Source organism: Litoreibacter arenae DSM 19593, assembly GCF_000442275.2.
Lineage (GTDB): Bacteria > Pseudomonadota > Alphaproteobacteria > Rhodobacterales > Rhodobacteraceae > Litoreibacter > Litoreibacter arenae.
The window spans coordinates 284,997-311,109 of record NZ_KE557306.1 but is presented as its reverse complement, the minus strand read 5'-3'; the positions used below and the strand labels follow the sequence as shown (position 1 = coordinate 311,109).

Sequence of the window (26,113 nt, the reverse complement as noted above, 5' to 3'; positions counted from 1 at the left end):
GATGGAGGATTTTAGGTATTTTTGAAGCAGTGATGGGGAGGGGCGCGTCCTGAATTACAGCGGTTGGCGCATGAGGACATCGTTGGGGTAGCTTTTATCGCCGATCCGGAAGGCGGTTTCGCCGAGCTTGCTGAACCCTTGGGTCTTGTAGAAGGCGCGGGCCTTGGTGTTTTCGCAGTTGACCGCAAGCCAGACGGGATGGTCCGCCTGATCCAGCGCGGCGTCGAGGAGTGCTTTGCCCAGCCCCCTGCCCTGATGGCGCGGCTGGATGTAGAGCGAGGTCAGCTCGGTGCGGATGTGACCACCCACGGGGTCGGGGCTGTTGCGGCCGATATGGATGAAGCCGTCGATGCCGTCGCGGTTTTGCGAGACGATGAGGCGATGGTCGGGGTCTTCGATCCAGCTCTTGAAGCGCTCTGGGGTGAAATGGGCCAAGGCGAAATCGGCGAAATGCGCGTTGATGCCGTGGCGGATATAGGTGGACAGCCACACCTCCAGCGCCAGCGCGGCGAGGCTGGAGGCGTCCGCAGGCGTCGCGGTGCGCAAGGTGGCGGTGCTCAGTTGCCCCATTCCCGCAGGCGGGCGACATAGCGGGCGAGCGTGTCGATCTCCAGATTGATCCGGTCGCCGGTCTTGGTGTCGCCCCAGTTGGTCGCCAGCTTGGTGTGCGGGATGAAGTTGACCCCGAAGCGGGTGCCGTCGACCTCGTTCACAGTCAGGGATGTCCCATTGAGCGCGACCGAGCCTTTGGGGGCGATGAAGCCCGCCAGATCATGCGGGGCGTCGAACAGCACGCGGGTGCTGTCGCCCTCGTCGGTCATGGATACCACAGTCGCCACGCCATCGACATGGCCCGACACGATATGGCCGCCAAGCTCGTCACCGAGTTTCAAGGCGCGTTCCAGATTAACGCGGGTGCCGTCACGCCAGTCGCCGATATTGGTTTTGGATACCGACTCGGCCGATATCTGCACGTCGAACCACGGTGTATCGTCCGTGCCGCGATCAATCACCGTCAGGCAGACGCCGTTGCATGCGATGGACGCGCCGATGTCGATGCCGGCAGGGTCGTAGGCGCAGGCGATGCGCGCGCGCAAATCACCCTCCTGCGTGAGCTTCGTGACCCGTCCCACATCGGTGATGATGCCTGTGAACATTGGCGTATCCCTTTCCATCCGTCGGGCTTGAGGTAGCGCGGGCATTCCCCCTTTGGCAAGGACATAGGGCCACAGTCGTGCCGGAATTGCGCGGCAAACGTGCCAAACGGGCTGGGCAAGGTCGCCTCAAGATGTATGAGTAGCGGCACCACGTTGAGGGCGTAGCCATGACCTTGTCCGGTAAGGGCAAAACTTTTCTGTTCCTGCAAGGGCCGCACGGGCCTTTCTTCTACCGCCTTGGCCGCATGCTGATGGCGGCGGGGGCGGAAGTGTGGCGGGTGGGGTTCAACAAGGGCGACGATGCGTTCTGGTTCTCCAATCAAAGCTACATCCCCTATCTGGACAGCCCCGAGGACTGGGGTGAGCGGTTTACGCAGATTGTAGCGGAGAAATCCGTCACCGATCTGGTGCTTTATGGCGACACGCGGCCTATCCATGCCCAAGCCGTTGCGCGGGCGAAGGACATGGGCCTGCGCATCCATGTGTTCGAGGAAGGCTATCTGCGGCCCTATTGGGTCAGCTACGAGCGCGGCGGCTCAAACGGGCATTCACGGCTGATGGATATGTCCGTGGCCGAGATGCGGGCCGCGCTTGAAGGGCTTGATCTGGACCTGCCGGACGCCCCTGCCCGCTGGGGCGACATGCGCCAGCATGTGTTCTACGGCATGGTTTACCACTACTTCGTTTTCTTGCGGAACCGGAAGTATCGCGGCTTCCGGCCCCACCGCGCGCTGAGCGTCACCAGGGAGTTCCGGCTGTATCTGAAACGGCTGCTCACCATGCCTTTCACCGCGATGGAGCGGGGGTTGGCGACCTTCCGCATCAAGCATGGGGGATTTCCGTATCATCTGGCGCTGCTCCAGCTGGAGCATGACGCCAGCTTTCAGATGCACTCGCCCTTCGCCACAATGACCGAGTTTCTGGAACTGACCATCGAGGGCTTTGCCAAAGGCGCGCCGACGCATCACCATCTGGTGTTGAAAGCCCACCCGCTGGAGGATGGCCGCGTGCCTTTGCGCCGCGAAATCCGCCGGATCGCCATGGCGTTTGGCGTGGGAGACCGCGTGCATTTCGTGCGGGGGGGCAAGCTTGCGGGGCTTTTGAACACGGCGCGGTCGGCGGTCACCGTCAATTCCACCGCCGCGCAACAGGTGCTGTGGCGCGGACTGCCGCTGAAGGCGTTTGGTGAGGCGGTGTATAACAAACCCGAGTTCGTCTCGACCCAAAACCTGCCGGAATTCTTCACCAACCCGACCCGCCCCGACAGCCGTGCCTATCGCGACTACCGGCATTACCTGCTGGAAACCTCGCAAATTCCCGGCGGCTTTTATTCATCCCGCGGGCGCAGGCAGTTGCTGCGGCAGGTGGTCGATATGATGCTGGTAAGCGAGGACCCGTATGACGCGCTGACATCCGGCACGGCGACGCCGCGCCAGCAACTTCACCTGGTAAAATAAGCTTCAACGACACTACGCAAAAAATTGCCACTGCGACGCGGTGGCAACACTCGTTTGGCGTAAGCTGTCAAAGGACTAGCAATTTTGCGCTTCTGCTGTAGGGTCAAAAGAAAAACTGAGGCAGTTTTATAATCGAGGAGGACACCGGTGAAAAACTTGGGTCCCAAAGCTACGAAAATAGTGGCTTTTTCGCTTGTGGCCGTCATGGCCGCGTCTTGCGGGTTGCCGAAATCCGGCCCCGGCAAGCGCCAGATCTACGCAGGCTCCGTCCAGAAGCAGGGCGACGCCTTTATCGTTGCCGTCAACAGCCGTGTAACGCAGGTCACCTCGGTGCAGCCTGTGCTTGGGTTTTCCGACGGGTTCCTGAATGCGGGTGTTGTAGGGTCCGACACGATCCGGCCCGGCGACACGTTGAGCCTTGGCATTTGGGAGAACGTCGATGACGGGCTGCTGGCCGCCGAGGGGGCGAACGCGACCGACCTGAGCGAGGTGCAGGTTGACGGGTCGGGCTTCATTTTCGTGCCCTATGCAGGCCGCATCAAGGCATCGGGCAACACGCCTGAGGCGCTGCGCCGCATCATTACAGGTAAACTCGACACCCAGACCCCCGACCCGCAGGTCATCGTGCGCCGCGTCGCGGGCGATGGTGCGACCGTTTCTCTGGTTGGCGGTGTCGGTCAGCAGGGCCTGTTCGCCATCGAGCGCCCTACCCGCACGCTATCGTCGATGATCGCCCGCGCGGGCGGCATCTCGATCGCGCCCGAAGTGGCGCAGATCACCGTGATCCGTGGCAACCACCGCTCCAAGGTCTGGTTCGAGGACCTGTACACCAACCCGAAATTCGACATAGCCCTGCGCCCCGGTGACCGCATTCTGGTCGAGGAAGACAGCCGCGCCTTTACCGTTCTGGGGGCCACGGGCGCGCAGAACCGCGTCGAGTTCGTCACGCAGAACCTGTCGGCCATCGAGGCGATTGCGCAGGTGGGCGGGTTGAGCTCCAACCTTGCGGACCCTACCGGCGTGTTCGTGTTCCGTAACGAGCCTGCGGAGATCGCCAATGCCGTTCTGGGCCGCAGCGACCTGCAAGGCACGCAGCGGTTTGCCTATGTGCTGGACCTGACCCAACCGACGGGCATGTTCGAGGCCCGCGACTTCGTGATCCGCGACGGCGACACGGTCTATGTGACCGAGGCTCCGTTCGTGACATGGAACAAAACCATTTCGGCGCTGACCGGTTCCCTGACATCGGTCAACGCCATTTCGAGCATTGGTGAGTGACAACACGCCAAGCTCTGAAGATGCCGCGGGCGACTCCTCCCAGCGCCCGCGGCTTTTCTATTTCAACGGGGGGTTCTTCACCCAGACCCGTGTGCGGCGTATCCTTGATCTTGCTGGCTATGACCTGAAGCTGGGCAAGCCCGGGCCGGATGATCTGATCGCCGTGTGGGGGAAAAGCCGTACCTCTGGCCGTGGCGAGAAGGTGGCCGGACACACCGACGCGCAGCTTGTTCACATTGAAGACGCGTTCTTGCGGTCGCTGAAACCGGGTCGTGACGGGGAGCCGCCATTAGGGCTGACCATCGACCACCGCCGCCCCTATTTCGACAGCGCAGGCCCGTCCGATCTGGAACACCTGCTGTCGCGCGAGCCGTTCGACGACGCCCACGAGTTGAGCCGTGCCCGCGCCGCGATTGCGCGGATCAAGGAGCTAAACCTTTCCAAATACAACGATTTTGATGACCGCGCGCCGATCCCCAATGCGGGCTATGTGCTGGTGATCGACCAGACGCGCGGCGACGCGTCGATCAAGCACGGCGCGGCTACAGCGGACCATTTCCGCGAAATGCTGGCCTATGCGCTGGAAGAACACCCCAATGCGCCCGTCGTCATCAAGACCCATCCCGAAACGCAAGGCGGCCACCGCAAGGGGCATTTCACCCTTGCGGATGCGGGGGGGCGGGTCTCGCTCAACGAGCATAAGGCGTCGCCTTATGCGCTGATGGAGGGGGCCGTGGCGGTCTACACTGTCAGCTCCGGCATGGGGTTCGAGGCGATTTTGGCGGGGCACAAGCCGGTGGTGTTCGGGCAGCCGTTCTATGCGGGATGGGGCCTCAGCGATGACCGCCAGCCGATTGACCGGCGGCAGCGGATGCTGACGCGACCGCAGCTTTTTGCAGGCGTCATGCTGCGCTATTGCAAATGGTATGATCCCTACCGCAACAAGCTGTGCGATCTGGAGCAGGTGATCGACACGCTGGAGGCGCTGACCCGCGCACAGCGGCAGGACCGGAACGGCCATGTGGCCTTGGGGATGCGGTTGTGGAAGCGCGGGCCGATCCAGCAGATGTTCGGCGCGCGCAGGTTTGGCAAGGACGCGCAGGTGCGGTTTGTCGCGGACCCCGACGAGGCGTTGAAGGAGGCCCGCGGCGGCTCGCTTCTGGTTTGGGCGGGCCAAGAGCCGGAGGACTATGCGCTGCGTGCGGAAAGCCAGAAGATCAGGCTGCTTCGGGTGGAAGACGGGTTCTTGCGGTCCCGTGGGTTGGGCGCCGATCTGGTCGCGCCGCTGTCTTTGGTGACTGACGACACGGGCATCTATTACGACCCGACGCGGCCAAGTGCGTTGGAGGCCCTGATCGCCGGAAGCCATAGTCTTGGCGATGCTGACCTGCTGCGGGCGGAGCGGCTGCGCCGCGCCATCGTCAGGATGCGGCTGAGCAAATACAACCTTGGCGGGGCGGAGTTCGACATACCCTCGGACGGGCAGGAGGTGATCCTCGTGCCCGGACAGGTGGAGGATGACGCGTCGATCCGGCTGGGCACCAAGGATGTTGCGACCAATGAGGGGCTTCTGGCCGCCGTGCGGCGCGATTTTCCCGATGCGTTTGTGGTTTACAAACCGCATCCCGACGTCGAAGCTGGCTTGCGGCCCGGTGCGATTGCGGCGGAAGACGCGGATATGATCGCGGCGAAGGCGGACGCCGTGGCCCTGATCGGCAAGGCGGATCGGGTCTGCACCATGACATCGCTGCTGGGGTTCGAGGCGCTTTTGCGCAATGTTCCCGTCACTTGCTACGGTGCGCCGTTCTATGCGGGTTGGGGGCTGACCGATGATCGTGGGCCGGTGCCCGCGCGGCGCGGGCCGGAGGCCACGCTGGACGGGTTGGTTCACGCGACGTTGATCGGCTATCCGCGCTATTTCGACCCCGTCACACAACAGCCCTGCCCCGTCGAGGTGGTGGTGGAGCGGTTGGCCCACGGCGTCCTTCCGCGTCCGTCGTTGCACAACCGGCTTTTGGCGAAGGCGCAAGGCGCCTTGGCAGGCTACGCGCATCTCTGGCGATAGAAAAAAGGCCCCCTCGCGCAATACGAGGGAGCCTTTCCGGGTCAGGGAGGAGACCTGTCGTGGGTTACTTCACGAAACGCTCGGCAGCGGAGTCGTTGCCCAGTGCGAACTTGGCTTGCACGCTGCGGCTGACATCCGCGCCTCTGATCGCGACGTTCTGCTCGGCAGCGCTTTCGTTTGCGCTGGCACCGATCCGCAGGGCGGCGTTCAGATCGCCGGTGGAGGTTTCGGCCACAACGCGTTCAGCGGCAGAGGCGTTGCCTTGAGCGAAGAAGGCTTGCGGGTTTGTGACGTCAGCGAATGCGGGTGCAGCGGCGGACAGGGCGAGGATTGCGACGATGGTTTTCATTTTGTGTACTCCAGTTTGGTTTGTTTGGTTTGGCATGTTGCCGTTTGATGAAGCCAATATGAGGCATACTCGAACGTGTCTCAATGCGCATTTTCTAGATCTTTGGCTAATTTCTGTGCTATTACGCACATTCAGTCTTCATAAAAGCCGACAGCATCACGGGCGTGTGAGAAGATGCTCACAAAGCGTGAGACCATTGAAATGTAGAGCTATTTCGGGGGTTATTTGTCGGCGCGGTGCCAGACATGCATGACGTCCGCGCCGACTCGGCGCGTCTCGGTCAGCGCGAAGCGCGGGGCATCGCTCAACTTGGGCGCATCGAGCGGGCCAAGGCTGGGCAGCCCGTCTGACCCCAGTATAACGCCCGCGGTGAAACCGACGATCTGGTCCACCAGCTGCGCCTTAAGCAGGGACGCGGCGAGGGAGCCTCCGCCCTCGCACAGCACGCGGGTCAGACCGGCCTGCCCCAAGGCTCGAAGCGCGGCCGTCATGTCGAGACCGGACGGATCTTGCGCGACCTCGATCAGTGTCGCGCCACGGTCGGCCCAGAAATCCCGCGCCTTTTGCGGCGCATTGGCCCCGTGGATCAGCCAGACGGGGGCGCCGCTGGTGTCTTCAGCGAGCGGGCCGAGCGTGGGAAGGTTCAACCCCGCGCTGATCACGATACGCACAGGCTGGCGACGCGCGCCCATGCCGCGCAGGGTGAGGGAGGGCAGGTCCTCGCGCGCGGTGCGGCCGCCGACCATCACCGCGTCATGGTTGGCGCGGAGGGCCTGCACCTGAAGACGGGATTGCGGGCCGGTGATCCACTGGCTTTCACCCGCAGCGGTGGCGATACGTCCGTCGAAAGACGATGCTAGTTTGAGCGTCACGAGGGGGCGGCCTTCGGTCACGCGCAGGAGGAAGCCCTGCTGGTCGCGGCGGGCTTCGTCTTCCAGAACGCCGGTCGTCACCTCCAACCCTGCCTCGCGCAACATGGCGAGGCCCCTGCCCGACACCCGCGCGTCAGGGTCGCCGGTGGCGACAACGACGCGCGCAAGGCCCGCCTCGATCAGTGCAGAGGCACAGGGCGGCGTTTGGCCTGTATGCGCACAAGGCTCCAGCGTGACATAGGCGGTGGCACCGTTGGCGGCGTTCGGGGCAAGCTGTGACAGCGCCACCTGTTCCGCGTGGGGGCGTCCGCCCGCTTGCGTCCAGCCCCGCGACAGCACGCGACCGTCTTTGACAATCACGCAGCCCACGGCCGGGTTGGGCCAAGTCTGGCCCAGTCCCCGTCTGCCCAGCGACAGCGCCAAGGCCATCCATCGCTGGTCATCGGGCTGTGTCATGGGGTCAGTCGTCTTTACCTACAGGGGGGCGCAGCTCGTGGACGAAATCCTCGAAATCGTCGGCTTCCTGGAAGTTCTTGTAGACCGATGCGAACCGCACATAGGCGACGGTGTCGATGCGGGCCAGCGCCTCCATCACGATCTCGCCTATGGCGGTGGATTTGATATCGGTCTCGCCCATGCTTTCAAGTCTGCGCACGATGCCGGAGATCATCTGGTCGATGCGCTCGGGATCGACGGGACGTTTCTGCATGGAGATGCGGATGGAGCGTTCCAGCTTGTCGCGGTCGAAATCCTCGCGTTTGCCGGAGGACTTGATGACCACCAGATCGCGCAGCTGCACGCGCTCATAGGTGGTAAAGCGGCCTCCGCAGGCAGGGCAGAAGCGACGGCGACGGATCGCCACATGATCTTCGGCCGGACGCGAGTCCTTCACTTGAGTATCGACATTTCCACAAAACGGACAGCGCATCGCTTTTTCCCTCTATCCTACCTGTCTGGGTGTTTACCCCCAGTTATCCACAGGCACTATAGGGGGTCCGCTACAGTTTGGGTAGAGGGGAATTCGCGCCGCAAGACATGGGGCGGAACGCAGCGCGGGGGCCATGCGTTGAGCAAGGATGGAAATCGAATACCCCCTTAAAGGAGAACCTCATGACCAAGACAATCTTCATCACCGGTGCATCATCCGGCATCGGCGCCGCAACCGCGAAAGCCGCCTCGGAGGCAGGCTGGCATGTCGGGCTGTTCGCCCGCAGCAAGGACAAGCTGGAGGCGTTGGCCGAAAGCCTCGACGGCCCATCCAAAGTCTATGGGGGCGACGCGACCTCGCTGGACGGGCAAAAGAAGGCGATTGACGCATTTGCCGAGGCACATGACGGGTTGAGCGCTGTCTTCGCCAATGCGGGCCGCGGCGCGTCGCAGGCGGGCACCGAAGGTGGCGACCCTGAGGATTGGAAGGGGATGGTTGACCTGAACATCATGGGCGCGCTCTATACCGCGCATGCCGCCCTGCCCCATCTGCGCAAGAGCAAGGGGCACTATGTCGTCACTGGCTCACAAGCCGGTCGTGTGCATCTGAAAGGCTCGATCTATGGCGCGACGAAGTGGTTTATCCACGGCTTCGCGGGCAACCTGAGCCAGGAGATGGCGGAATGGGGCGGGCGCTGCACGGTGATTGCACCGGGCATGGTCGACACCGAGTTCTTCGACGAAGCCAAGCCCGACAAACTGAAGCCGGAGGATGTGGCCCACGCCGTCATGCACGCGGTGGAGGCACCCCAGCGGGCAACGATCCGCGAGGTCTTCCTGACGCCGACGAATTAGGCGGCGGCTGTCAGTGCTGCGACCACCTGCCGTTGATGCGGGTGGTCGCGGTGCTCGAAAAGGTAAATTCCCTGCCACGTGCCAAGCATCATCGTGCCATTCTCAACGGGAATGGACAGCGACACCGGCATCATCGCCGCCTTGATGTGGGCGGGCATGTCGTCCGGCCCCTCATAGGTGTGGGTCAGGTAGGACATGGCGGGGTCAGTCGTCGGCGGCACCAGCCGCGCGAAGAAGTTGCGCAGGTCGGTCTGCACCTCGGGGTCTGCGTTTTCCTGAATGAGCAACGAACAGGACGTGTGGCACACAAAAAGCGTCAGCACGCCGGTGCGGGGTGGTTGCTTTTCCAGCCATTGCCGCACCTCGCGGGTGAACTCGTAAAGGCCTTGGCCGTTTGTCGGGATGGTAAACGTGGTCATTGCGGCTCCAGATCCCCTTTGTAATGCACGATCAACGCGCCGGAGGGCAAGCTGAGGCGCACGTCGAAGCAGAAGCGGCCTTGCGCGTCTTCTCTTTCAGTTGTGTCACTCACCGGTGTCAGGACGTGCGGGATCGGGATCAGCCCGAAGGCGCGGCCTGTGGTGACTGGAAAGTGGAGCTTGCCATTTTTCGCGGTCAGGTCGAGACCGAAGATCAAGGGGCCGAATTGCTCCGTCATGTCTGTGGCAGGGTCGTAGCGCAAAGTAGACCGGAAGGTTTTTGCGCCCATTCTGCGGGTCCATGTCTCGGTTTGGCCGTCGGCGCTGATCTCGACCTGCGCAGGCACGGCCCCACCTCGCAAAGGGAACCCGCCCATCATGGCCGCGAGTTTGGCAAGCGGGGTCGTGGCGCACGTGACCTGTGCCTTACCTTTGAACCGCGTGACGTTAGCGGGGCTGTGCAAGGCCTGGACGGGCTTGGGCAACGTCTTGAAGTCAGCCCCCAGAGCCTGTGCGAAGATCGGGGTCAGGTCGCGGTCGCGGCGTTCGAACTTCGCGTGAATCGTGGCAAGCTGCGCTTCGGCCTCGGCACGCGTAAAGGCCGCAAGCGCGGGGCGTGCGCCTGCTTCGATGCGACCGGCGAGCAGTTGGTCCAGCAGGATCGCCACCGGCTGCACCGGCGTTTTGGGACCGTGGCCGTCGGGAATAATCATGTCCCATATCCGCTCTTGGCGTTGGTCATTCTGCACCCCTTGAACCCGGACCCGCATACCGCCTGCGTCCGACCCGAAGCCTGTAAACATGTTCGACAGATGAAGGAGCGGCTTGGCAAGCGGCTCCAGCGACGGAATACGCAATGCGGGGACGATATGACGGGCGAGCGTCAAGGCGCGGTGGAACAGGGGCAGCTCCAGCCCCGCGCGGGCGGCGACGGTGGCGGCGTTAAAATGCTTGGGGAATAGGGCCGCGTCGGGGGTGTTTACCAGCGCAGCGAGACGCGGTTTCAGCGTGGTTGCATCGACCTTGGGTGCAACGCGGGTGCTGTCTGCCCACCCGTATGCGGTCTCGATACGTCCGCCGCGACAGCGCGGAAACGGCCTGCCCACCTGCCCCAGGATCGCCCGCATGACCGACAAGCCACGCGGGGTTTTGTTGCCGGGGACGATGGTGGTCTCGATCAAGTCGACGCGGTCCAGACCTTGGATCAGGTCCGCCGCGATGGCCGAGGACAGGGCGGGCGTTGTGGAGGCACCGGACCACGCGCACAAGCCTTTCTCTTTCGCCAAACCGTCTAGCGCGGTGATGCCAGCGACGAACTCTGCCCCGTCTGCGATGTCGAGATAATGCGCCCCTGCCATCAGGACCGCTTCGGCAAAGGCATAGGGCGCTGCGCCGTAGCTTTGGAACGGGCCGGAGCAGTCGATGACCGCGAAAGGACGCAATGCGCCAAGCGCCTTTTGCACCGCGGCAACGTCACTGCGGTCAAGGGCCAGCGGGGTTGCGCCCAACTCTTGCGCCAAAGGTTTCAGCGTCGAGAGCGTGCGGCCTGCGATGGTCAGCGAGAGTTCGTCTCGTTTGGCGAGTTGGCGCGCGAGATGGCCGCCAAACAGGCCAGTGGCCCCCAGCAAGAGGATTTTTTCAGGCAAGAAAGCGGTCCTGAATGTCAGATGTCGGGAGCAGGCACGTGTCTGTTTTGCCAAAGACGGCGTAGCGGTTGCGGGCGATGCGGTCGTAAAGCCAATCGGCCAGCCCGCGCGGCAGGATGCGCGTCACTGTAGCCACGCGCCAGATGCCGCCAAGCGCACCCATGGCCGCGGCGAAGGCATCCAGCTTGGTGTAGATATGACCGTCGACGATGACGACATTCGTGTCGTAGTCGGCCGATTTCAGGCCAAGATGTGCGTAGAGAGTCTCACCCAGATCGGACTGCGCAATGACGAATTTGAACCGCCGGCGCTGATCCCGACGCAGCATGAATTTCAGGAAACCGGAACACAGCACGCAAACGCCGTCGAACACGACCACATCCGCACCTTGGGTCAGCGCGGAGATATGCGGGTCTGGGTCAAGCCGTGCCATGTTGTTGAAACTAAAGCCCGTTGCCCCGCGTTGGGATGTGGGGCGGTGTCGCAGGCAAGACGGGTTCGCGGTTGATTTCGGTCAATGTCGTGTGAGTACGCCAACTCTACGCTGAGATTGAAAAGGAGGAGTCATTCCATGACCACAACAGCTGGATACAAAGCAAAACTTACCGCCCGCCGCGCGGAACTTGTCGAGCGGAGCGAAGAGGTCGATGCGGAGCTTGATACGCACAACTCGAAGGATTGGGAGGAGTTGGCCACCGAACGGGAAACTGACGAAGTGCTAGAAGGTCTGGGCAATAGTGCGGCCGCCGAAATCACGCGCATTGATGCAGCACTTAAGCGGATCGAAGCGGGCGAGTTCGGCTACTGCGTGACCTGCGGCGACGAGATCAGCGAAGCGCGGTTGGAGTTGGTCCCCTACACCCCGTTTTGTCGCAAATGCGCGAAATAACTGGTTTTTGAACAAAACCCGGATGCAAATGAAAAGCGCCCCGAGGGGCGCCTTTTGTTATTGATCCAGGAAGCTGCGCAGTTTGCGCGACCGTGAGGGGTGCTTGAGCTTGCGAAGTGCTTTCGCCTCGATCTGGCGGATGCGTTCGCGGGTCACGGAGAACTGCTGGCCCACTTCTTCCAGCGTGTGGTCGGTGTTCATGCCGATACCGAACCGCATACGCAGCACACGTTCCTCGCGCGGCGTCAGCGATGACAGCACGCGGGTGGTGGTTTCCTTCAGGTTTTCCTGAATGGCCGAGTCCAGTGGAAGAACCGCATTCTTGTCCTCGATGAAATCGCCAAGCTGTGAGTCTTCCTCGTCGCCGATAGGCGTCTCCAGAGAAATCGGCTCCTTGGCGATTTTCATCACCTTGCGGACCTTCTCCAGAGGCATTTGCAGCTTTTCAGCCAATTCTTCCGGCGTCGGCTCGCGACCGATTTCGTGAAGCATCTGACGACCGGTGCGCACCAGCTTGTTGATCGTCTCGATCATGTGGACCGGAATACGGATCGTGCGCGCCTGGTCGGCGATGGAGCGAGTGATCGCCTGACGAATCCACCATGTCGCATAGGTCGAGAACTTGTAGCCGCGGCGGTACTCGAACTTGTCCACGGCCTTCATCAGGCCGATGTTACCTTCCTGGATGAGGTCAAGGAATTGCAGACCGCGGTTGGTGTACTTCTTGGCGATGGAGATCACGAGACGCAGGTTGGCCTCGACCATTTCCTTCTTGGCCTGACGCGCCTCTTTCTCGCCCTTCTGGACCTGCTGAACGATGCGACGGAATTCGGTGATGTCGACGCCGACATATTGGCCGACTTGCGCCATCTCGGCACGCAGGTCTTCGACCTTGTCGCGCGAACGCTCCATCAGGGCGGTCCATCCGCGACCGGTTTTGGCGGTGATGCGTTCAACCCAACCGGGGTCCAACTCGTAGCCGCGATATTCGTCAATGAATTCGCGACGGTTGATGCGGGCTTGGTCGGCCAGTTTCACCATGCTCGAGTCGATGGACATGATACGTCGGTTGATGCCGTAGAGCTGGTCTATCAGCGCCTCGATGCGGTTGTTGTGAAGGTGAAGCGAATTCACCATGGTCACGATTTCGGTGCGCAGCGCCTGATACGCGCTCTCTTCTTTCTTGGTGAACGTATCGTCGTGATTGATCGCCGCCGAGATACGCAAATCCTGCATATCGGCCAGCTTCATGTAATCGTCAGCAATAATGTCCAGCGTTTCCAGAACACGCGGCTTCAGCGCGGCCTCCATCGCGGCAAGCGACATGTTGGCCTGCTCGTCTTCGTCCTCGTCCTCGTCGTCTTCTCTGACGATCGGATTGCCGTCGGCATCGAGTTCCGGCTTTTCTTCGCCGGACTTGTCTTCGCCATTTGCAGGGGTCGCCACGACGGTTTCGGTCTCTTCCTCTTCTTCCAACGTATTGCCGAAAGTGGTCTCAAGGTCGATCACATCGCGCAGCAGGATGTCCTCTGACAACAATTCGTCGCGCCAGATGGTGATAGCCTGGAACGTCAACGGGCTTTCGCAAAGCCCGGCGATCATCGTGTTGCGACCGGCCTCAATGCGCTTGGCAATGGCGATTTCGCCTTCGCGGGACAGCAGCTCCACCGAGCCCATCTCGCGCAGATACATGCGGACGGGGTCATCGGTGCGATCCAGCGTCTCAGTCGTAGAGGACGCGAGGACGACGTCCTTGGCGGAGTTGTTGACCTCGACCAGATCCTTGGTCGAGCCGTCATCTTCGGCCTCTTCTTCCTCGATAATATTGATGCCCATTTCCGACAGCATCGACATCACGTCTTCGATCTGCTCGGACGCGACCTGCTCGGGCGGCAGCACCTGATTGAGCTGATCGTAGGTAATGTAGCCGCGCACCCGCGCCTCGGCGATCATCTTCTTGACGGCGGCCTGGCTCATGTCGAGTCCGGCTGCGGCATCCTCGCGCGCTTGCGTCTGATCGTCGGTGTCTTTGGCCATGAAATGCCTCCAAAAAAGCGCCTGAGGGTGATTCGCGCGAATCTACCCGAATCAATAGCGCGAATCAGACTGATTCGCACGTCGGTTTATCCATCGGGCTTAACGCCCTTTCTTGACCCAAATCTCGCCGTCGATCAGCGATTGCAGATAGTCGGACATAGAGCCGCGATCCTCGCCGTCACCCCCGTCCGAGATGCCCTTGCTGCGCATCGACGCATTGCGGGCTTCCGCCGCCTGTCCGACCCGCCATGTCAGCGCCTCGTCGGCGACCCCTGCAAGGTCTTCCACCGCATCTTCTATTTCACGCTGGATACCACGCCGGGCCTCCAGCTTTGCCAACTCCTCGGCCATGGTCATACGGGTGAGCGTCGGGTCCGCGCCTGCCCGAACGGCGGGCGCAATCTGCACATGGCTCAGCGACCAGAGCTTTTCAAGGGGCGCGGCCCCGATCTCTGCGGTGAGGATGTTTTTCAAATGCTCCGCGTCGGTCTCGTCGCTGTGACGCAGCAGCGCCGACAGGATCTTGCGGTGGTCTTCACCGTGCAAGTCCAGCGTTTCCAGATCGGCGAGAAAGTGGTTCAGCAAATCCGGATGCGCCATGAGGATCACCAGAATGACGGCCTCGCGCACCCGCTCTTCCACATCCGTGCTTTGCGCCAGCAGGGAGTTCTTGGTCGACGCCACGGCGACACCTTTGTCGGGAAACTTGCTTTTGCCCTTCCACGGCCCACGGCTCCGTTGCCACGTATTTTCGCGCGGTGCCTCGTTCAGGCCGAACAGATCGGCCCGCAGGCGCTTGATTTCGTGGCCGTAATGGCTGCGCAGGTTGCCGTCGGTGATCTTCTTCAACGCCTCGCGCAGGGACTGATCCAGCGCGGCGCGGCGCTCGGGGCTGTCGAAAACCTTGCCCTCGGTCTCCCGCTGCCACAGCAGATGCACCAGCGGCTTGGAGTTTTCGACCAACTCGCGCATGGCATCGACGCCTTGGGTCTTGATCAGATCGTCAGGGTCCAACCCTTCGGGCAGAACGCAAAAGCGCAGGGACTGGCCTGCGGACAACATCGGCAGCGCCAAGTCAATAAGGCGCATCGCGGCACCGATGCCCGCCTTGTCACCGTCCAGCGCGATCACCGGCTCGGGCGAGATGCGCCACAACAGCTGCAACTGCGTTTCCGTCACGGCAGTGCCCAAGGGCGCGACCGAGGCCGTCAGACCCGCCGCCGCCAAGGCAATCACGTCCATATAGCCTTCCGCCACGATCAGCGGTTGTCCCTTGCCCGCCGCTTCCCGCGCGGGGCCGTGGTTGTAGAGCGAGCGGCCCTTGTCGAACAGTTCCGTCTCGGGGGAGTTCAGGTATTTGGCGTTGTCATTCGGGTCCATCGCACGACCACCGAACGCGATGCAGCGTTTGCGGGGATCACGGATCGGGAACATGATGCGGTTACGAAACGTATCATAAGGCTTGCCGCCCTTGTTTGATTCCTTGGCCAGTCCGGCGGCAAGGATCAATTCCTCCGCCACGCCCTTGCCGGTCAGATGATCCCACAGGTTTTGCCAACCATCGGGCGCGAAGCCGATCTCGAACTGGTCTTGCGTCTGCGGGGAAAGCCCGCGTTTGTTGATGTAGTCCCGCGCGGCGGCCCCTGCCCCGGCTTTGTATTGCAGCCGGTAGAACTGCGCCGCCTGCTCCATCACATCGGCCAGCTGCGTGCGCCGGTCGGCCTTCTTCTGCGCCTGCGGGTCGCGGGCGGGCATGGTCATGCCAGCCTCCCGCGCCATGATCTCGACCGCCTCCATAAACGACACGTTCTCGGTTTCCTGAATGAAGCCGAGCGCATCGCCCTTCGCGTGGCAGCCGAAGCAGTAGTAGTACCCTTTGCGGTCGTCGACGTGAAAGCTGGCGGATTTTTCCTGATGGAACGGACAAGGCGCCCACATATCGCCCTTGCCCTGATTGGACTTGCGCGTGTCCCACATGACCTTGCGCCCGACCACCTGCGCGATCGAGGTGCGGGAGCGTAATTCGTCAAGGAAACCGGGTGGCAAGCTCATGGACCAGAATATCGGTCCGCGCGGCTCCAGAGTCCAGTGACCGCGTTTGTTTTAATCGGGCAAGGCGGCTTGGGCATCAAGCGACGTCATGACCTTTCGCAACTCGTGAACCAGCGTTCTGGCAAAGGCACGGAAGACAATGGTCTCGAAGCCGTCGACCCGCTTGACTATGATCGCCGACATATGCCCGATGAGCGACCGGGCAACGTCGCCCTGCCCCATCTTCGCGGTATCCAGCGGACAAAGCCGCGCCAGCGCGTCACCCGCGCTTGGCCCTGTCAACGCCACCGCGCACCACGCGTCGGACTGGTCCGTGATCGCGGCGGGGAGTTTGGGCGGTTTGGCCCCGATCAGGAAATACTGCCCGCGCGCGGTCCACAGGACCTGCACATCGCCCTTGGTGGTCGAGCGTCCCGCTTCAGGCAACTCAATGCCCACAGCCTTCTTCAACGCGGTGGAGACCTTCGCGCCCTTAAAGGGTGCGATGGAATGGACCTCGCGGTGCGGAATCTCTGAAAGGGTCAACGCGCCGATGGTGACGGGCAGCAGCCCTTCGGCTGCGGATTTGGCGACAAGATCAATCACGGGCTTTGCTCCCTTCGGGGTCGAGGAATACGGGATGGCAGATCTCTACCCGTGTCGTAACTTCACGCAAATGGTCCACGAGTTTCAGCACCTCGCCATGCCGCTCGCGCCCGTTCTGGAGGAAGCCCAGACCGATCATCCCCAGTTCCGGTGAGAAGGCTACCGACGTGGTGTAGCCCTGCTGGTTCTGGCGAACGGGGTCGGCGTCTTCGGCAAAGAAGAACGCGCCTGCGTTCAGCTCCTTCACCGCGCCCACGGGTTTCAGGCCCACGAGTTCTTCGCGATCTTCGATCAGACCGGGGCGCATGGCGGCTGTCTTGCCGATAAAGTCCTTCTTCTTCGACATCATCATGCCCATGCCGATATCACCCGCCGTCACGCGTCCGTGGATTTCGGAGTGGGTGATGAAGCCCTTTTCTATGCGCAAGACGTTGAGTGCCTCCATACCGTAGGGACCGCCGTCCCGTGCTTTAGCTGTATCCAGTAAGGCTTTGAAAAGGCTTTCTCCATAGCGGGCTGGAATAGCCAACTCGTAGGCGTGCTCGCCCGAGAACGAGATACGGAACAGGCGGGCTTTGATACCGCCGATGGAGACTTCGCCGCAGCCCATGAACGGCAGATCCGGCGGGGTGTCGAGCACGTTGGCCAACAGGTCGCGCGATTTTGGGCCGGCGACCGCGAATTGGGCCCATTGCTCTGTCACCGAGATGAACTGCACGTCAAGATCAGGACGTAAGCATTGGGAAACAAACTCCAAATGTCGCATCACCTGCCCTGCGGCGGCGGTGGTTGTGGTCATGACAAAGTGGTTCTCAGCGATGCAGGCGGTGGTGCCGTCGTCCATCACATGGCTGTCCTCGCGCAGCATGATGCCGTAGCGGACCTTGCCGGGTTTGAGGGTGGAAAACGTGTTTATGTAAAGAAAATCGAGGAACTTGCCTGCATCCGGCCCCTGAATGTCGATTTTACCCAAGGTCGACACATCGGCAATCCCCACCGCGGAGCGCACCATGTTGACCTCGCGGTCGCAGGACTGACGCCAGTGATGCTCGCCGTCTTTGGGGAAGTAGCTGGGGCGATACCAGAGACCGGATTCGATCATCGGGGCGTTGATTTTACGGGATAATTCGTCGCTGGTGGTGAAGCGTTGGGGGGCGAAACCGGTGCCTTGGGCGTAGGCACCCATGGCGGCGATGGAGACCGGCGTGTAGGGCGGGCGGTAGGTTGTGGTGCCGGTTTCGGGGATTGCGCGGCCCGTTAGATCAGCAAGCACGGCCAACGCGTTGACATTGCTGTTTTTTCCCTGATCCGGCGCCATGCCTTGAGTGGTGTAGCGCTTCATGTGCTCGACGGATTTGAAGTTCTCTTGCGCGGCGAGTGTCACGTCCTTGACGGTCACGTCGTTCTGAAAATCGAGCCATGCGCGGCCCTTTCCGGGGACCGTCCAGAGCGGTCGGATTTGCGTCTGCGATGTGTCGGCTTTTGGTATGGCAGGTGCGCGGCCCTCCAGCCCCAAAGCCTTTAACACTTCCTTAGCGCGGAACACGCCGGACTTCAGGCAGCCATGGGTGGAGAAGGTGCCGCCAGCCGCCCCCGCGACCTCCATTCCCGGGACCATGTTCGGCGACGGGATGAAGGCGGCGATCTGCTCGTTCCACTGCGGGCGGCCGTTCATGTGGCAGGCCAAATGCACCGTCGGGTTCCAGCCGCCGGAGACACCCAGCGCGTCGGCCATGACGTCACCCACCCCGCCGGAAATGGTGACGCCTTCGACTTGCTTGCGGCCTTTCACGTTGGTGACATGTGCGTCCTTGTAAATGGGGAAGTCGCCCGTGATCTGCGCGTCGGCGCGGCTGTCGACATAGGCCGCGATATGGACGCCCGCCGCCGCCAGATCTTGCGCGGTGCGAAAGGCGTCGTCGTTGTTGCCGAAGAGCGCCACGCGCTTGCCTGAGGCGACGCCGTAGCGGTTCAGGTAGCCGCGCATGGCGCTGGCCATCATCACGCCCGGGCGGTCGTTGTTCTGGAACGCGATCGGGCGCTCCATCGCGCCTGCCGCGTAGACGCAGCCACGGGCCGTGATGCGCCAGAAGGTCTCCAGCGGGGCATCGCCCGGGTGCTTGACGTGATGCGACACGCGTTGCAGCGCCCCATACGTGCCGCCGTCATAGGCCCCCGTCACGGTGGTGCGCTTCATCAGGCGGACGTTGTCCATCCCGCGCAGCTTGTCGATCTGTTCCGCTGCCCAGATATGGCCGGGCTTGTCGCCGACCTCATAGGTCTCGGAATTGAGACGACCGCCGAAGATGAAATCCTCCTCGGCCAGAATGACCTGCGCGCCCGCCTTCGCGGCCGTGAGGGCCGCCATAATACCAGCGGGGCCGGAGCCGATTACGAGCACGTCGCAGAACGCGAACGCCTTGTCATAGCGGTCGGAGTTATTCTCCATCGACAGTCGGCCCAAGCCTGCGGCGCGGCGGATGATCGGCTCGTATAGCCTTTCCCAGAAGGCTTTGGGCCACATGAAGGTCTTGTAATAGAACCCCGCGCTGAGGAAGGGTGACAGCAGGTCGTTCACCTCCAGCAAGTCCCAATCGAGGGAGCCAAGATGGTTTTGCGACCGGATATCGAGCCCGTTTACAAGTTCTTGACCTGTCAGCCGTAGGTTCGGGGTGATCTGGTTGCCTTGGTGCAACTCGACCAGGCCGTTCGGCTCTTGGGTGCCGTCGGACATGATGCCGCGCGGGCGGTGGTATTTGAAGGAGCGGGCCACCAGTTTGACATTGTTAGCAAGGAGCGTTGAGGCGAGCGTGTCGCCTTTGAAGCCGGAATAGCTGTTGCCATTGAAGGAGAAACTGCGCCGCTCCGAGCGGTCGATGAGGCCTCTGCCGTCAATCCTCATCGCTTGACCTCCGCCGCGAGTTCAACGCCTAGGATTTCGTGGGTGGTCACGTTGCGTTCCACCACCAGCCAGCTGGAGCAACCCGCCTCGTGATGCCACAGGTCTTTTGTCACGCCTGCGGGGTTTTCGCGGATGTGAAGGTATTTGTGGATCGCGTCCAGATCGCCTTCGGCAGGACGGTTCAGGTAGTCGGCGGCACCGAGGTAGTAAAACTCGCGCCAGTCACGGTCACCGCAGATGGGGCAGTTGATACGCATTGCTCGTCCTCAGTGCAGGTTGTGTTGAGAGCCGGTGCCCTCTTCGTCCATCAGGCCGTGGCCTGTGCGAAAGCGCTCGAACGTGTGTTTTGCAGCGACCTCGTGCAGTTTGTCCTCGGCCATCAGATGCGCCATGCACCAGCCGGACGCGGGCACCGCCTTGAAGCCGCCATAGCACCAGCCGCAATCCATGTAGAGGCCGTCGACCGATGTGCGGTCGATGATGAAAGAGCCGTCGGGGGTCATGTCCATGATCCCGCCCCATGAGCGCAGGACCTTGGCCTTGCCGATTGCGGGGACGAGGGACATCCCGGCCTCCATCACATGCTCCATCATCGGCAGGTTGCCGCGTTGGGCGTAGCTTGCGTAGAAGTCCAGATCGCCGCCGAAGACCAAGCCGCCCTTGTCGGACTGGCTGAGGTAGAAGTGGCCCATGCCGAAGCTGACGACGTGGTCGACTGTGGGTTTGAGACCCTCGGTAACGAAGGCTTGCAGGATGTGGGATTCGATGGGCACTTCCAGCCCCGCCATGGCGGCGACTTGGGAGGAGCGGCCTGCGACGACGATGCCGACGCGCTTGGCGCGGATGGTCCCGCGCGAGGTTTGGACGCCTTGGACCTTGCCGTCGTGCACGTCGATGCCGGTGACTTCGCATTGCTGGATGATGTCGACGCCCAGTTGGTCGGCCCCGCGGGCGTAGCCCCACGCCACCGCGTCATGGCGGGCGGTGCCGCCGCGCGGGTGGTAGAGGCCACCATAGACGGGGAAGCGGTGGTTCTCGAAGTCGAGGTAGGGCAGATGTTTGCGCACCCCTTCTCGGTCCAGCAGGATCGCGTCGTCGCCCTGGTTGCACATCATGTTGCCGCGCCGCGAGAAGGCGTCGCGCTGGCCGTCGGAGTGGAACAGGTTGATCAGGCCACGGGCCGAGTGCATGGCGTTGTAGTTGAGGTCCTGCTCCATGCTTTCCCAGAGCTTGAGGGAGTGGGAGTAGAACTCCGAATTGCCCGGCAGGAGATAGTTGGCGCGCACGATGGTGGTGTTGCGGCCCACATTGCCGCCGCCGATATAGCCCTTTTCGATCACCGCAATGTTGGTTAGCCCGTGGTTCTTCGCCAGATAATAGGCGGTGGACAGGCCATGCCCGCCGCCGCCGATGATGATGATGTCATATTCGGACTTCGGCTCGGGGTCGCGCCAGACAGGGCGCCAGCCCTTGTTTCCGGTCAGCCCCTCTTTGAGGATTTGGAAGGCGTTATAGCCCATGCGTCTCTCCCGCGAGTGTCACGGGTAGAAAAACAGCAAAACGGGCAGAGCGAAAGGCCCTGCCCGACATTGGCTTGTATCTGAGCGACGAATGCGCCGATGCGGCTAGCAGTGCGGCACGTCGACCCCGTTGTCCCACGACAGGCAGGAGGCGAAGCGCGGCGACGTCACTACGAAGTTTTCGAACAGATGGTGGCTCCAGCCGACGTTGAAGGCGGGGTTATAGTCGATGAAGGTCTCGACCAGAATGACGGTCTCGGCCACGGCCATCAACGGGATCCGGTTGCGGAAGGCAGAGCCCCTGACCGTATCGTTGGTGTGCACCGGCAGCTTGCTCTTGGTGGAATGGGACCAGAGCACGCGGTGCTTTTTGCCGTTCCATGTCAGGCTTGTCACCCGAATGGCAGAACTGCCGGAAGTGTAGGCCAGCGAGTCGAACAGGTCTTGCAGGTTGTCGATATACTGGGCCGTTGCGCCTTCGGTGCGGCGCGAGAGGATGTCGCCGATGGTGTAGGAGGCCTTCATCGCGGTGTTGCGGTTCTTGAAGCCGTCAAAGAACACGAAGCTGCCCACGAACCAAGCCATCAGAAGCGGCATGATCAACACGGCCTCGACGGTCGCCGACGCCCTTGTGTCACGAACGAAGCGGGCAATGGGCGCGGTTAGCTTTTTCAAAGATGTCATCATTCGTTCGGCTCCACGGAAAAGGCCGACATGGCGATCATGTTGAGACGCCCCGCACTATCGCGAGTCAGATACTCGCCCAGCGCGGCTGTCGGGAAGAACGGCTCGATCGACATACAGGCGCGCACGAAGATGACGTCGTTTCCTTCACCCGTGACGTGAGCCGTTGCCGGCTGCACTTCCTGGGACAGGTCACGGCAAGGCGTGGCGTCTGTCGGGAAAACCCAATTTTGGTCGTCCTCGTCGAGGCGTACCATCTCCAGCATCAGGTCCTCCAGACAATGGTTGCGCAGAATGACGGTTTGCGAGCACAGGAGCTGTTTGACCTGATCCTGTGTGAAAGAGCGGTCCTCGGCCAGACGCACATGACGCACAGCCACATCCAGTGCGCGGTCGAACATCATGTAGCGCGTCATCAGCATACCGATCTCGAAGATGGACATGAAAATGAGCATGAAGACCGGGAAAAGGATTGCGAACTCGATCGTAGCGTTGCCGTCCTCGCGCCCCATGAGGGAGCGCAAGAACCGGACAGGCCGGTTGCGCTTGCGATGCGTCATTGGATCAACCTCAACTGGTTAATGGTACGCGCGATAGCCCCGAAAGCGTCGCTGATCTCCACACCTTCGACCGCGTAGAAGTGGCTGTCTGAGGTTGCACAATCGCTCATCACCTTTTTCGCAGCCGGGTTGTCGTTGATCTCGAACCCGATCGAGAAGATCACGATTGCTTCGCTAGGTTTGCTCCCCGTCGCCTTCGCGGCGTCGCAGATATCGTCCAGCTGGTCATCGGCTTGGTCATTGGACTGCTTGAAGTAATAGTAGTCCCCGCGGTCACGCCAGTAGACGTAGTTGTTGAGGTAGTACCACAGGGTGTATTTCGCCCAGTGCTGATACTCCGATGTGGAGTTGTAGGCCCAGCTTCTGATGCGGTATTGGTCCACATTCATCCCGTCTGTCATCAGGACGATGACCTTGATGGTTTCCTCGTCGCTGTAGGAGGCCGGGCGTCCCTCAAAGACCGAGTCCACCGTGCCCGTGTTGATCATACCGCTGACGGTAGACCGGATGCTGGGATCCAGCAGGGCAGCGGCCCACTTCATTGCGTAGTGAATGCCCGTAGCCGTGCGCGGCCGATAGGAATCGATGACGCGCTTCAGCTCGGTATTGTTGTTCTGGAACGCCTTGATTTCTTCGTCCGTCTTATCGGAGCACCACGGATCCTGAATTTTGTAGTTCGCCCACGAGCCATAATAGCGGCTCGAATACTCGTAGTGCTGCATCTGCGCGTATTGCTTGGAAAAGTTTAGCGGCACGCTCTGAAAGTCGCTGCTCTCAAACTCGACGCAGTACGAATAGTCATGCACCTGGTTCACGTTGAGGGCGTTGAAGAGCGTCTGCCCGGCATTGGTCTGACCGGTGTAGGGAACAATCGAGATCGACACCAGTTCTTTGGTATCCGGTGTAATCATCGTATCGACAAATTCCTTTGCCGCATGCTGCATGTTTTCGATTTTGTCGTTGTCGTCCATCGAGCCTGAGATGTCGAGCACAAGCGAGATCTCGACGTTGTTGATCCGCTCCTCGGCGGCACCACCGGCAGGCGCGTCGATGCTGTCGATGCCGACCATGTTCAGGAACATGCTGTTCACTTCGCTGGACGCGCTGGCGGTCACTGTGCGGTAGTTCAGGCCTTCCTTCACATCGACGTCCAGATCATAGCCACTTAGGCCGGATTTGGCGAAGTAGTCCTCCACCACGGCTTTGGGGTCGTTCATCTGGTCAAGATCCGCCGCGGCCAGCACCGCGCGGTCCAGTGTCGACTGGAGGCGGGATCGCATGTTTTCATGACGCATGAAGTCGATCGCCATGCCGGTTGCGACCAGCACCATAATGAAAATTGTCAGGCCGAAGATGATCATCGTCCCGTTTTCTTCGCCTGCAAACCCTCGGGTACGTCCGGCCAGACGCGTCTGCACCTGCCGGAAAAACCCTGACTCGGCCCCCAAAACCTGAGAGGCGTTAACACCTTCTTTACGCATGTCACTCATGACTGCCCTTCCCTGACGCCAGCACGCGTCTATGTTCACGGACGTAATTCGTCCAACCGCCAATCAGCCCGATTACTGTGGCCAGAGTTTGACGAATTCAGGCATAATTGGGGCGTTTAACAGGTGTTTTTTGCAACTTTTCAGTGATTTAAAAGCCATTGTTCCCGCCGTCTCACCAATGGGCAGGGTTATCCACGGAATCAGGCGGAAGACCGGTCAAATCGCTAATAACCATTTACCTTGCGGCGGGACCCGCTCTAGGCTCGGTTTTCAAGTCGCCCGAAATTTAAGCGATTTGTTAATACCAGCCGTGTCAGGAGAGATGTCATGAATACACCCAACGAACCCTCCTTCCGTGAGTCAGTCGAGTTGATGTTCAACCGGGCCGTCAGCCTGATGGACCTTCCGCCTGGGCTGGAAAACAAGATCAGGGTCTGCAACGCGACCTACACGGTGCGCTTCGGCGTGCGGCTTCGCGGCCAGATCCATACCTTTACCGGCTACCGCGCCGTGCACTCAGAGCATATGGAACCGGTCAAGGGTGGCATCCGCTTCGCCCCCAACGTGCATCAGGACGAGGTGGAGGCGCTTGCCGCGCTGATGACGTTCAAATGTGCACTGGTGGAGACGCCTTTTGGCGGCTCCAAAGGCGGGCTGTGCATCGACCCGCGTGAATGGGACGAGCACGAGCTTGAGCAGATCACCCGCCGCTTTGCCTATGAACTGGCCAAGCGCGACCTGATCCACCCGTCGCAGAACGTGCCCGCCCCCGATATGGGAACGGGCGAGCGCGAGATGGCGTGGATCGCGGACCAATACGCCCGCATGAACACCACGGATATCAACGCGCGGGCCTGCGTCACGGGCAAACCGTTGAACGCGGGCGGCATCGCGGGGCGGGTCGAGGCGACCGGCCGCGGCGTCCAATACGCGTTGCAAGAGTTCTTCCGCTACCCCGAGGATATTGCGAAGGCGGGTCTTGAAGGGTCACTGGAAGGCAAGCGGATCATCGTGCAAGGACTTGGCAATGTGGGCTACCACGCCGCCAAATTCCTGTCGGAGGAGGATGGCGCGAAGATCGTCGGCATCATCGAGCGGGACGGTGCGCTGACCAGCGACAAGGGCCTGAACGTGGAAGCGGTTCGGGAATGGATCAACGAAAACGGTGGCGTGAAAGGCTGCCCTGAGGGGCAATACGTGGAGAACGGCGACAGCATGCTGGAAGCGCCGTGCGACATCATGATCCCGGCAGCGCTTGAGGGGGTTATCAACCTGTCCAACGCCGAGCGCGTTCAGGCGCCGCTGATCATCGAGGCCGCAAATGGCCCGATCACGGCAGGCGCGGACGAGGTTCTGCGCGAGAAGGGCTGCGTCATCATCCCCGATCTCTACGCTAATGCGGGGGGTGTGACCGTGTCCTATTTCGAATGGGTCAAGAACCTGAGCCACATCCGTTTTGGCCGCATGGGCAAGCGGCAGGAAGAGGCGCAGCATCACCTGCTGATCAACGAGCTGGAACGCCTGTCCGCCGACAAGCAGCTTGGCTGGGAATTGAGCCCCGACTTCAAGGCGCGCTTCCTGCGCGGCGCGGGGGAGATCGAGCTGGTCCGCTCCGGCCTCGACGACACGATGCGCACGGCCTATCAGGCGATGCGTGCCGTTTGGCACGGCCGCGACGACGTGGAGGATCTGCGGATTGCGGCCTATCTTGTCGCGATCGACCGGATCGCAAGCAGCTACCGCGCCAAGGGTCTGTGAAACCAATCGGGCGGGGCATACACCATGCCCCGCCCGCCCACGCTATTTGATACCGTCAAGATCCACTTCACCGCTACGCACGGCGATCATCGCGGAAAGAGTGTCCGCCATGATCTTGCCCTCGGCACCGGATGTCAGCCCACCGACGCCGACACGCTTGCCAAAGCGCCACCAAAGACCGGGTGCCCAGGCAAACGGTTGAGACGTCTTCAAGGTCACCAGAAAGCCGTTCGACGGCTTGAACGCGAAGAAGCTGCGATCCACCTTCGCGACATTGTCCATGCGGAAGATCGTGTCGCCATTGGACAGGCGCAATTCCTCCTCGGTCAACTCGATCATATAGCCGGTCGCCTGCCACATCTTGTAGCCGCCATAGATTGACGCGGCCCCGATGAGGGCCAGCAGGAACACCAGATGAAGCCCGTCGGGCGGCTGCGAGACGACCAGATAGAACAACAGCGCCCCCAAGGCATAAAGCACCGTCGTGCCGAACATCCGTCGCGGGGCGGACGGTATCAGCCCAGCAATGACCTCGGTCCGGGAGGGGTCGTCAATATCCGCCATCAAGCCAACTTCCTGTTAGAGTGCGTCCCGCCTTAACGCGGGGCGCC

The 26,113-nt window shown here is 61.5% G+C and carries 24 protein-coding genes; 6 read left to right on the top strand and 18 right to left on the bottom strand.

The window, feature by feature from the left end; genetic code table 11:
- Positions 1–54: 54 nt before the first annotated feature.
- A complete protein-coding gene (locus tag THALAR_RS01610; RefSeq protein WP_021099718.1) occupies positions 55–570 on the bottom strand; it encodes a GNAT family N-acetyltransferase in 516 nt (171 codons plus the stop codon).
- Complete coding sequence (locus THALAR_RS01605) at positions 558–1,157, bottom strand: riboflavin synthase (RefSeq protein ID WP_021099717.1); 600 nt, start codon at positions 1,155–1,157, stop codon at positions 558–560. The genes THALAR_RS01610 and THALAR_RS01605 overlap by 13 nt, the downstream gene beginning before the upstream one ends.
- 167 nt (positions 1,158–1,324) lie before the next feature.
- On the opposite strand from THALAR_RS01605, the gene THALAR_RS01600 reads away from it, so the two are divergent.
- The 3 genes from THALAR_RS01600 (at position 1,325) to THALAR_RS01590 (ending at position 5,957) form a co-directional block, all read left to right on the top strand.
- The gene (locus THALAR_RS01600; protein ID WP_021099716.1) at positions 1,325–2,614 is read left to right on the top strand and encodes a capsule biosynthesis protein; all 1,290 of its coding nucleotides are present in this window, start codon (positions 1,325–1,327) and stop codon (positions 2,612–2,614) included.
- 204 nt (positions 2,615–2,818) lie between these two features.
- Positions 2,819–3,892 carry a polysaccharide biosynthesis/export family protein gene (locus THALAR_RS01595; RefSeq protein WP_040817505.1) on the top strand — a complete coding sequence of 358 codons (1,074 nt, stop codon included), beginning with the start codon at positions 2,819–2,821 and terminating at the stop codon, positions 3,890–3,892.
- A complete protein-coding gene (locus tag THALAR_RS01590) occupies positions 3,885–5,957 on the top strand; it encodes a capsular polysaccharide biosynthesis protein (RefSeq protein WP_021099714.1) in 2,073 nt (690 codons plus the stop codon). Before THALAR_RS01595 ends, THALAR_RS01590 begins: the two co-directional genes overlap by 8 nt.
- A gap of 64 nt (positions 5,958–6,021) precedes the next feature.
- Here the strand turns inward: THALAR_RS01590 and THALAR_RS01585 are convergent, their stop codons facing one another.
- From THALAR_RS01585 to nrdR, 3 genes are all read right to left on the bottom strand, one after another.
- Complete coding sequence (locus tag THALAR_RS01585; RefSeq protein WP_021099713.1) at positions 6,022–6,306, bottom strand: hypothetical protein; 285 nt, start codon at positions 6,304–6,306, stop codon at positions 6,022–6,024.
- Positions 6,307–6,527: 221 nt separating this feature from the next.
- Positions 6,528–7,634 carry a bifunctional diaminohydroxyphosphoribosylaminopyrimidine deaminase/5-amino-6-(5-phosphoribosylamino)uracil reductase RibD gene (gene ribD, locus THALAR_RS01580; RefSeq protein ID WP_021099712.1) on the bottom strand — a complete coding sequence of 369 codons (1,107 nt, stop codon included), beginning with the start codon at positions 7,632–7,634 and terminating at the stop codon, positions 6,528–6,530.
- Positions 7,635–7,638: 4 nt separating this feature from the next.
- A complete protein-coding gene (nrdR, locus tag THALAR_RS01575; protein ID WP_021099711.1) occupies positions 7,639–8,106 on the bottom strand; it encodes a transcriptional regulator NrdR in 468 nt (155 codons plus the stop codon).
- Positions 8,107–8,288: 182 nt separating this feature from the next.
- On the opposite strand from nrdR, the gene THALAR_RS01570 reads away from it, so the two are divergent.
- Entirely contained in the window at positions 8,289–8,960 is a 672-nt protein-coding gene (locus THALAR_RS01570; RefSeq protein ID WP_021099710.1) for an SDR family oxidoreductase, read from the top strand.
- Here THALAR_RS01570 and THALAR_RS01565 read toward each other — a convergent pair.
- From THALAR_RS01565 to THALAR_RS01555, 3 genes are read right to left on the bottom strand one after another with little or no spacing between them, the layout of a single operon-like run.
- Positions 8,957–9,379, bottom strand: coding sequence for a secondary thiamine-phosphate synthase enzyme YjbQ (locus THALAR_RS01565; protein ID WP_021099709.1), 423 nt, complete (start codon positions 9,377–9,379; stop codon positions 8,957–8,959). The two genes, THALAR_RS01570 and THALAR_RS01565, sit on opposite strands and share 4 nt — an antisense overlap.
- Entirely contained in the window at positions 9,376–11,025 is a 1,650-nt protein-coding gene (locus THALAR_RS01560) for an SDR family oxidoreductase (RefSeq protein WP_021099708.1), read from the bottom strand. The genes THALAR_RS01565 and THALAR_RS01560 overlap by 4 nt, the downstream gene beginning before the upstream one ends.
- Entirely contained in the window at positions 11,018–11,458 is a 441-nt protein-coding gene (locus THALAR_RS01555) for a thiol-disulfide oxidoreductase DCC family protein (RefSeq protein ID WP_021099707.1), read from the bottom strand. Before THALAR_RS01555 ends, THALAR_RS01560 begins: the two co-directional genes overlap by 8 nt.
- Positions 11,459–11,596: 138 nt before the next feature.
- Between THALAR_RS01555 and THALAR_RS01550 the strand changes: the two genes are divergently transcribed.
- Complete coding sequence (locus THALAR_RS01550) at positions 11,597–11,914, top strand: TraR/DksA family transcriptional regulator (protein ID WP_021099706.1); 318 nt, start codon at positions 11,597–11,599, stop codon at positions 11,912–11,914.
- Between the two features lie 57 nt (positions 11,915–11,971).
- Here THALAR_RS01550 and rpoD read toward each other — a convergent pair whose 3' ends face one another.
- The 9 genes from rpoD to THALAR_RS01505 all read right to left on the bottom strand — a co-directional run bounded on the left by rpoD (position 11,972) and on the right by THALAR_RS01505 (position 23,744).
- Positions 11,972–13,951, bottom strand: a complete 1,980-nt coding sequence (gene rpoD, locus THALAR_RS01545) for an RNA polymerase sigma factor RpoD (RefSeq protein ID WP_021099705.1) — start codon at positions 13,949–13,951, stop codon at positions 11,972–11,974.
- A 99-nt stretch (positions 13,952–14,050) separates the two neighbouring features.
- Positions 14,051–16,003, bottom strand: coding sequence for a DNA primase (gene dnaG / locus THALAR_RS01540; protein WP_021099704.1), 1,953 nt, complete (start codon positions 16,001–16,003; stop codon positions 14,051–14,053).
- 51 nt (positions 16,004–16,054) lie between these two features.
- Complete coding sequence (locus tag THALAR_RS01535; RefSeq protein ID WP_021099703.1) at positions 16,055–16,588, bottom strand: sarcosine oxidase subunit gamma; 534 nt, start codon at positions 16,586–16,588, stop codon at positions 16,055–16,057.
- A complete protein-coding gene (locus THALAR_RS01530; protein WP_021099702.1) occupies positions 16,581–19,490 on the bottom strand; it encodes a sarcosine oxidase subunit alpha family protein in 2,910 nt (969 codons plus the stop codon). Before THALAR_RS01530 ends, THALAR_RS01535 begins: the two co-directional genes overlap by 8 nt.
- The gene (locus tag THALAR_RS01525) at positions 19,487–19,747 is read right to left on the bottom strand and encodes a sarcosine oxidase subunit delta (RefSeq protein ID WP_021099701.1); all 261 of its coding nucleotides are present in this window, start codon (positions 19,745–19,747) and stop codon (positions 19,487–19,489) included. Before THALAR_RS01525 ends, THALAR_RS01530 begins: the two co-directional genes overlap by 4 nt.
- Positions 19,748–19,756: 9 nt before the next feature.
- Positions 19,757–21,010, bottom strand: coding sequence for a sarcosine oxidase subunit beta family protein (locus THALAR_RS01520; RefSeq protein ID WP_021099700.1), 1,254 nt, complete (start codon positions 21,008–21,010; stop codon positions 19,757–19,759).
- Between the two features lie 105 nt (positions 21,011–21,115).
- Complete coding sequence (locus THALAR_RS01515) at positions 21,116–21,697, bottom strand: TadE/TadG family type IV pilus assembly protein (protein WP_021099699.1); 582 nt, start codon at positions 21,695–21,697, stop codon at positions 21,116–21,118.
- Positions 21,694–22,254 (bottom strand): TadE/TadG family type IV pilus assembly protein, encoded by a 561-nt coding sequence (locus THALAR_RS01510; RefSeq protein WP_021099698.1) that lies wholly within the window; start codon positions 22,252–22,254, stop codon positions 21,694–21,696. Before THALAR_RS01510 ends, THALAR_RS01515 begins: the two co-directional genes overlap by 4 nt.
- A complete protein-coding gene (locus THALAR_RS01505; protein WP_021099697.1) occupies positions 22,251–23,744 on the bottom strand; it encodes a TadE/TadG family type IV pilus assembly protein in 1,494 nt (497 codons plus the stop codon). Before THALAR_RS01505 ends, THALAR_RS01510 begins: the two co-directional genes overlap by 4 nt.
- A gap of 327 nt (positions 23,745–24,071) precedes the next feature.
- On the opposite strand from THALAR_RS01505, the gene THALAR_RS01500 reads away from it, so the two are divergent.
- A complete protein-coding gene (locus THALAR_RS01500; RefSeq protein WP_021099696.1) occupies positions 24,072–25,502 on the top strand; it encodes a Glu/Leu/Phe/Val family dehydrogenase in 1,431 nt (476 codons plus the stop codon).
- Positions 25,503–25,544: 42 nt separating this feature from the next.
- Here THALAR_RS01500 and THALAR_RS01495 read toward each other — a convergent pair whose 3' ends face one another.
- Positions 25,545–26,066 carry a hypothetical protein gene (locus tag THALAR_RS01495; RefSeq protein WP_021099695.1) on the bottom strand — a complete coding sequence of 174 codons (522 nt, stop codon included), beginning with the start codon at positions 26,064–26,066 and terminating at the stop codon, positions 25,545–25,547.
- Positions 26,067–26,113: the final 47 nt, after the last annotated feature.

Excerpts from the sequence above, each read along its gene's own strand:
- THALAR_RS01610 (WP_021099718.1), bottom strand. The coding sequence starts at position 570 with ATGGGGCAACTGAGCACCGCCACCTTGCGCACCGCGACGCCTGCGGAC.
- THALAR_RS01605 (WP_021099717.1), bottom strand. The coding sequence starts at position 1,157 with ATGTTCACAGGCATCATCACCGATGTGGGACGGGTCACGAAGCTCACG.
- THALAR_RS01600 (WP_021099716.1), top strand. The coding sequence starts at position 1,325 with ATGACCTTGTCCGGTAAGGGCAAAACTTTTCTGTTCCTGCAAGGGCCG.
- THALAR_RS01595 (WP_040817505.1), top strand. The coding sequence starts at position 2,819 with ATGGCCGCGTCTTGCGGGTTGCCGAAATCCGGCCCCGGCAAGCGCCAG.
- THALAR_RS01585 (WP_021099713.1), bottom strand. The coding sequence starts at position 6,306 with ATGAAAACCATCGTCGCAATCCTCGCCCTGTCCGCCGCTGCACCCGCA.
- ribD (WP_021099712.1), bottom strand. The coding sequence starts at position 7,634 with ATGACACAGCCCGATGACCAGCGATGGATGGCCTTGGCGCTGTCGCTG.
- nrdR (WP_021099711.1), bottom strand. The coding sequence starts at position 8,106 with ATGCGCTGTCCGTTTTGTGGAAATGTCGATACTCAAGTGAAGGACTCG.
- THALAR_RS01570 (WP_021099710.1), top strand. The coding sequence starts at position 8,289 with ATGACCAAGACAATCTTCATCACCGGTGCATCATCCGGCATCGGCGCC.
- THALAR_RS01565 (WP_021099709.1), bottom strand. The coding sequence starts at position 9,379 with ATGACCACGTTTACCATCCCGACAAACGGCCAAGGCCTTTACGAGTTC.
- THALAR_RS01555 (WP_021099707.1), bottom strand. The coding sequence starts at position 11,458 with ATGGCACGGCTTGACCCAGACCCGCATATCTCCGCGCTGACCCAAGGT.
- THALAR_RS01550 (WP_021099706.1), top strand. The coding sequence starts at position 11,597 with ATGACCACAACAGCTGGATACAAAGCAAAACTTACCGCCCGCCGCGCG.
- rpoD (WP_021099705.1), bottom strand. The coding sequence starts at position 13,951 with ATGGCCAAAGACACCGACGATCAGACGCAAGCGCGCGAGGATGCCGCA.
- dnaG (WP_021099704.1), bottom strand. The coding sequence starts at position 16,003 with ATGAGCTTGCCACCCGGTTTCCTTGACGAATTACGCTCCCGCACCTCG.
- THALAR_RS01530 (WP_021099702.1), bottom strand. The coding sequence starts at position 19,490 with ATGAGGATTGACGGCAGAGGCCTCATCGACCGCTCGGAGCGGCGCAGT.
- THALAR_RS01525 (WP_021099701.1), bottom strand. The coding sequence starts at position 19,747 with ATGCGTATCAACTGCCCCATCTGCGGTGACCGTGACTGGCGCGAGTTT.
- THALAR_RS01520 (WP_021099700.1), bottom strand. The coding sequence starts at position 21,010 with ATGGGCTATAACGCCTTCCAAATCCTCAAAGAGGGGCTGACCGGAAAC.
- THALAR_RS01515 (WP_021099699.1), bottom strand. The coding sequence starts at position 21,697 with ATGATGACATCTTTGAAAAAGCTAACCGCGCCCATTGCCCGCTTCGTT.
- THALAR_RS01510 (WP_021099698.1), bottom strand. The coding sequence starts at position 22,254 with ATGACGCATCGCAAGCGCAACCGGCCTGTCCGGTTCTTGCGCTCCCTC.
- THALAR_RS01505 (WP_021099697.1), bottom strand. The coding sequence starts at position 23,744 with ATGAGTGACATGCGTAAAGAAGGTGTTAACGCCTCTCAGGTTTTGGGG.
- THALAR_RS01500 (WP_021099696.1), top strand. The coding sequence starts at position 24,072 with ATGAATACACCCAACGAACCCTCCTTCCGTGAGTCAGTCGAGTTGATG.
- THALAR_RS01495 (WP_021099695.1), bottom strand. The coding sequence starts at position 26,066 with ATGGCGGATATTGACGACCCCTCCCGGACCGAGGTCATTGCTGGGCTG.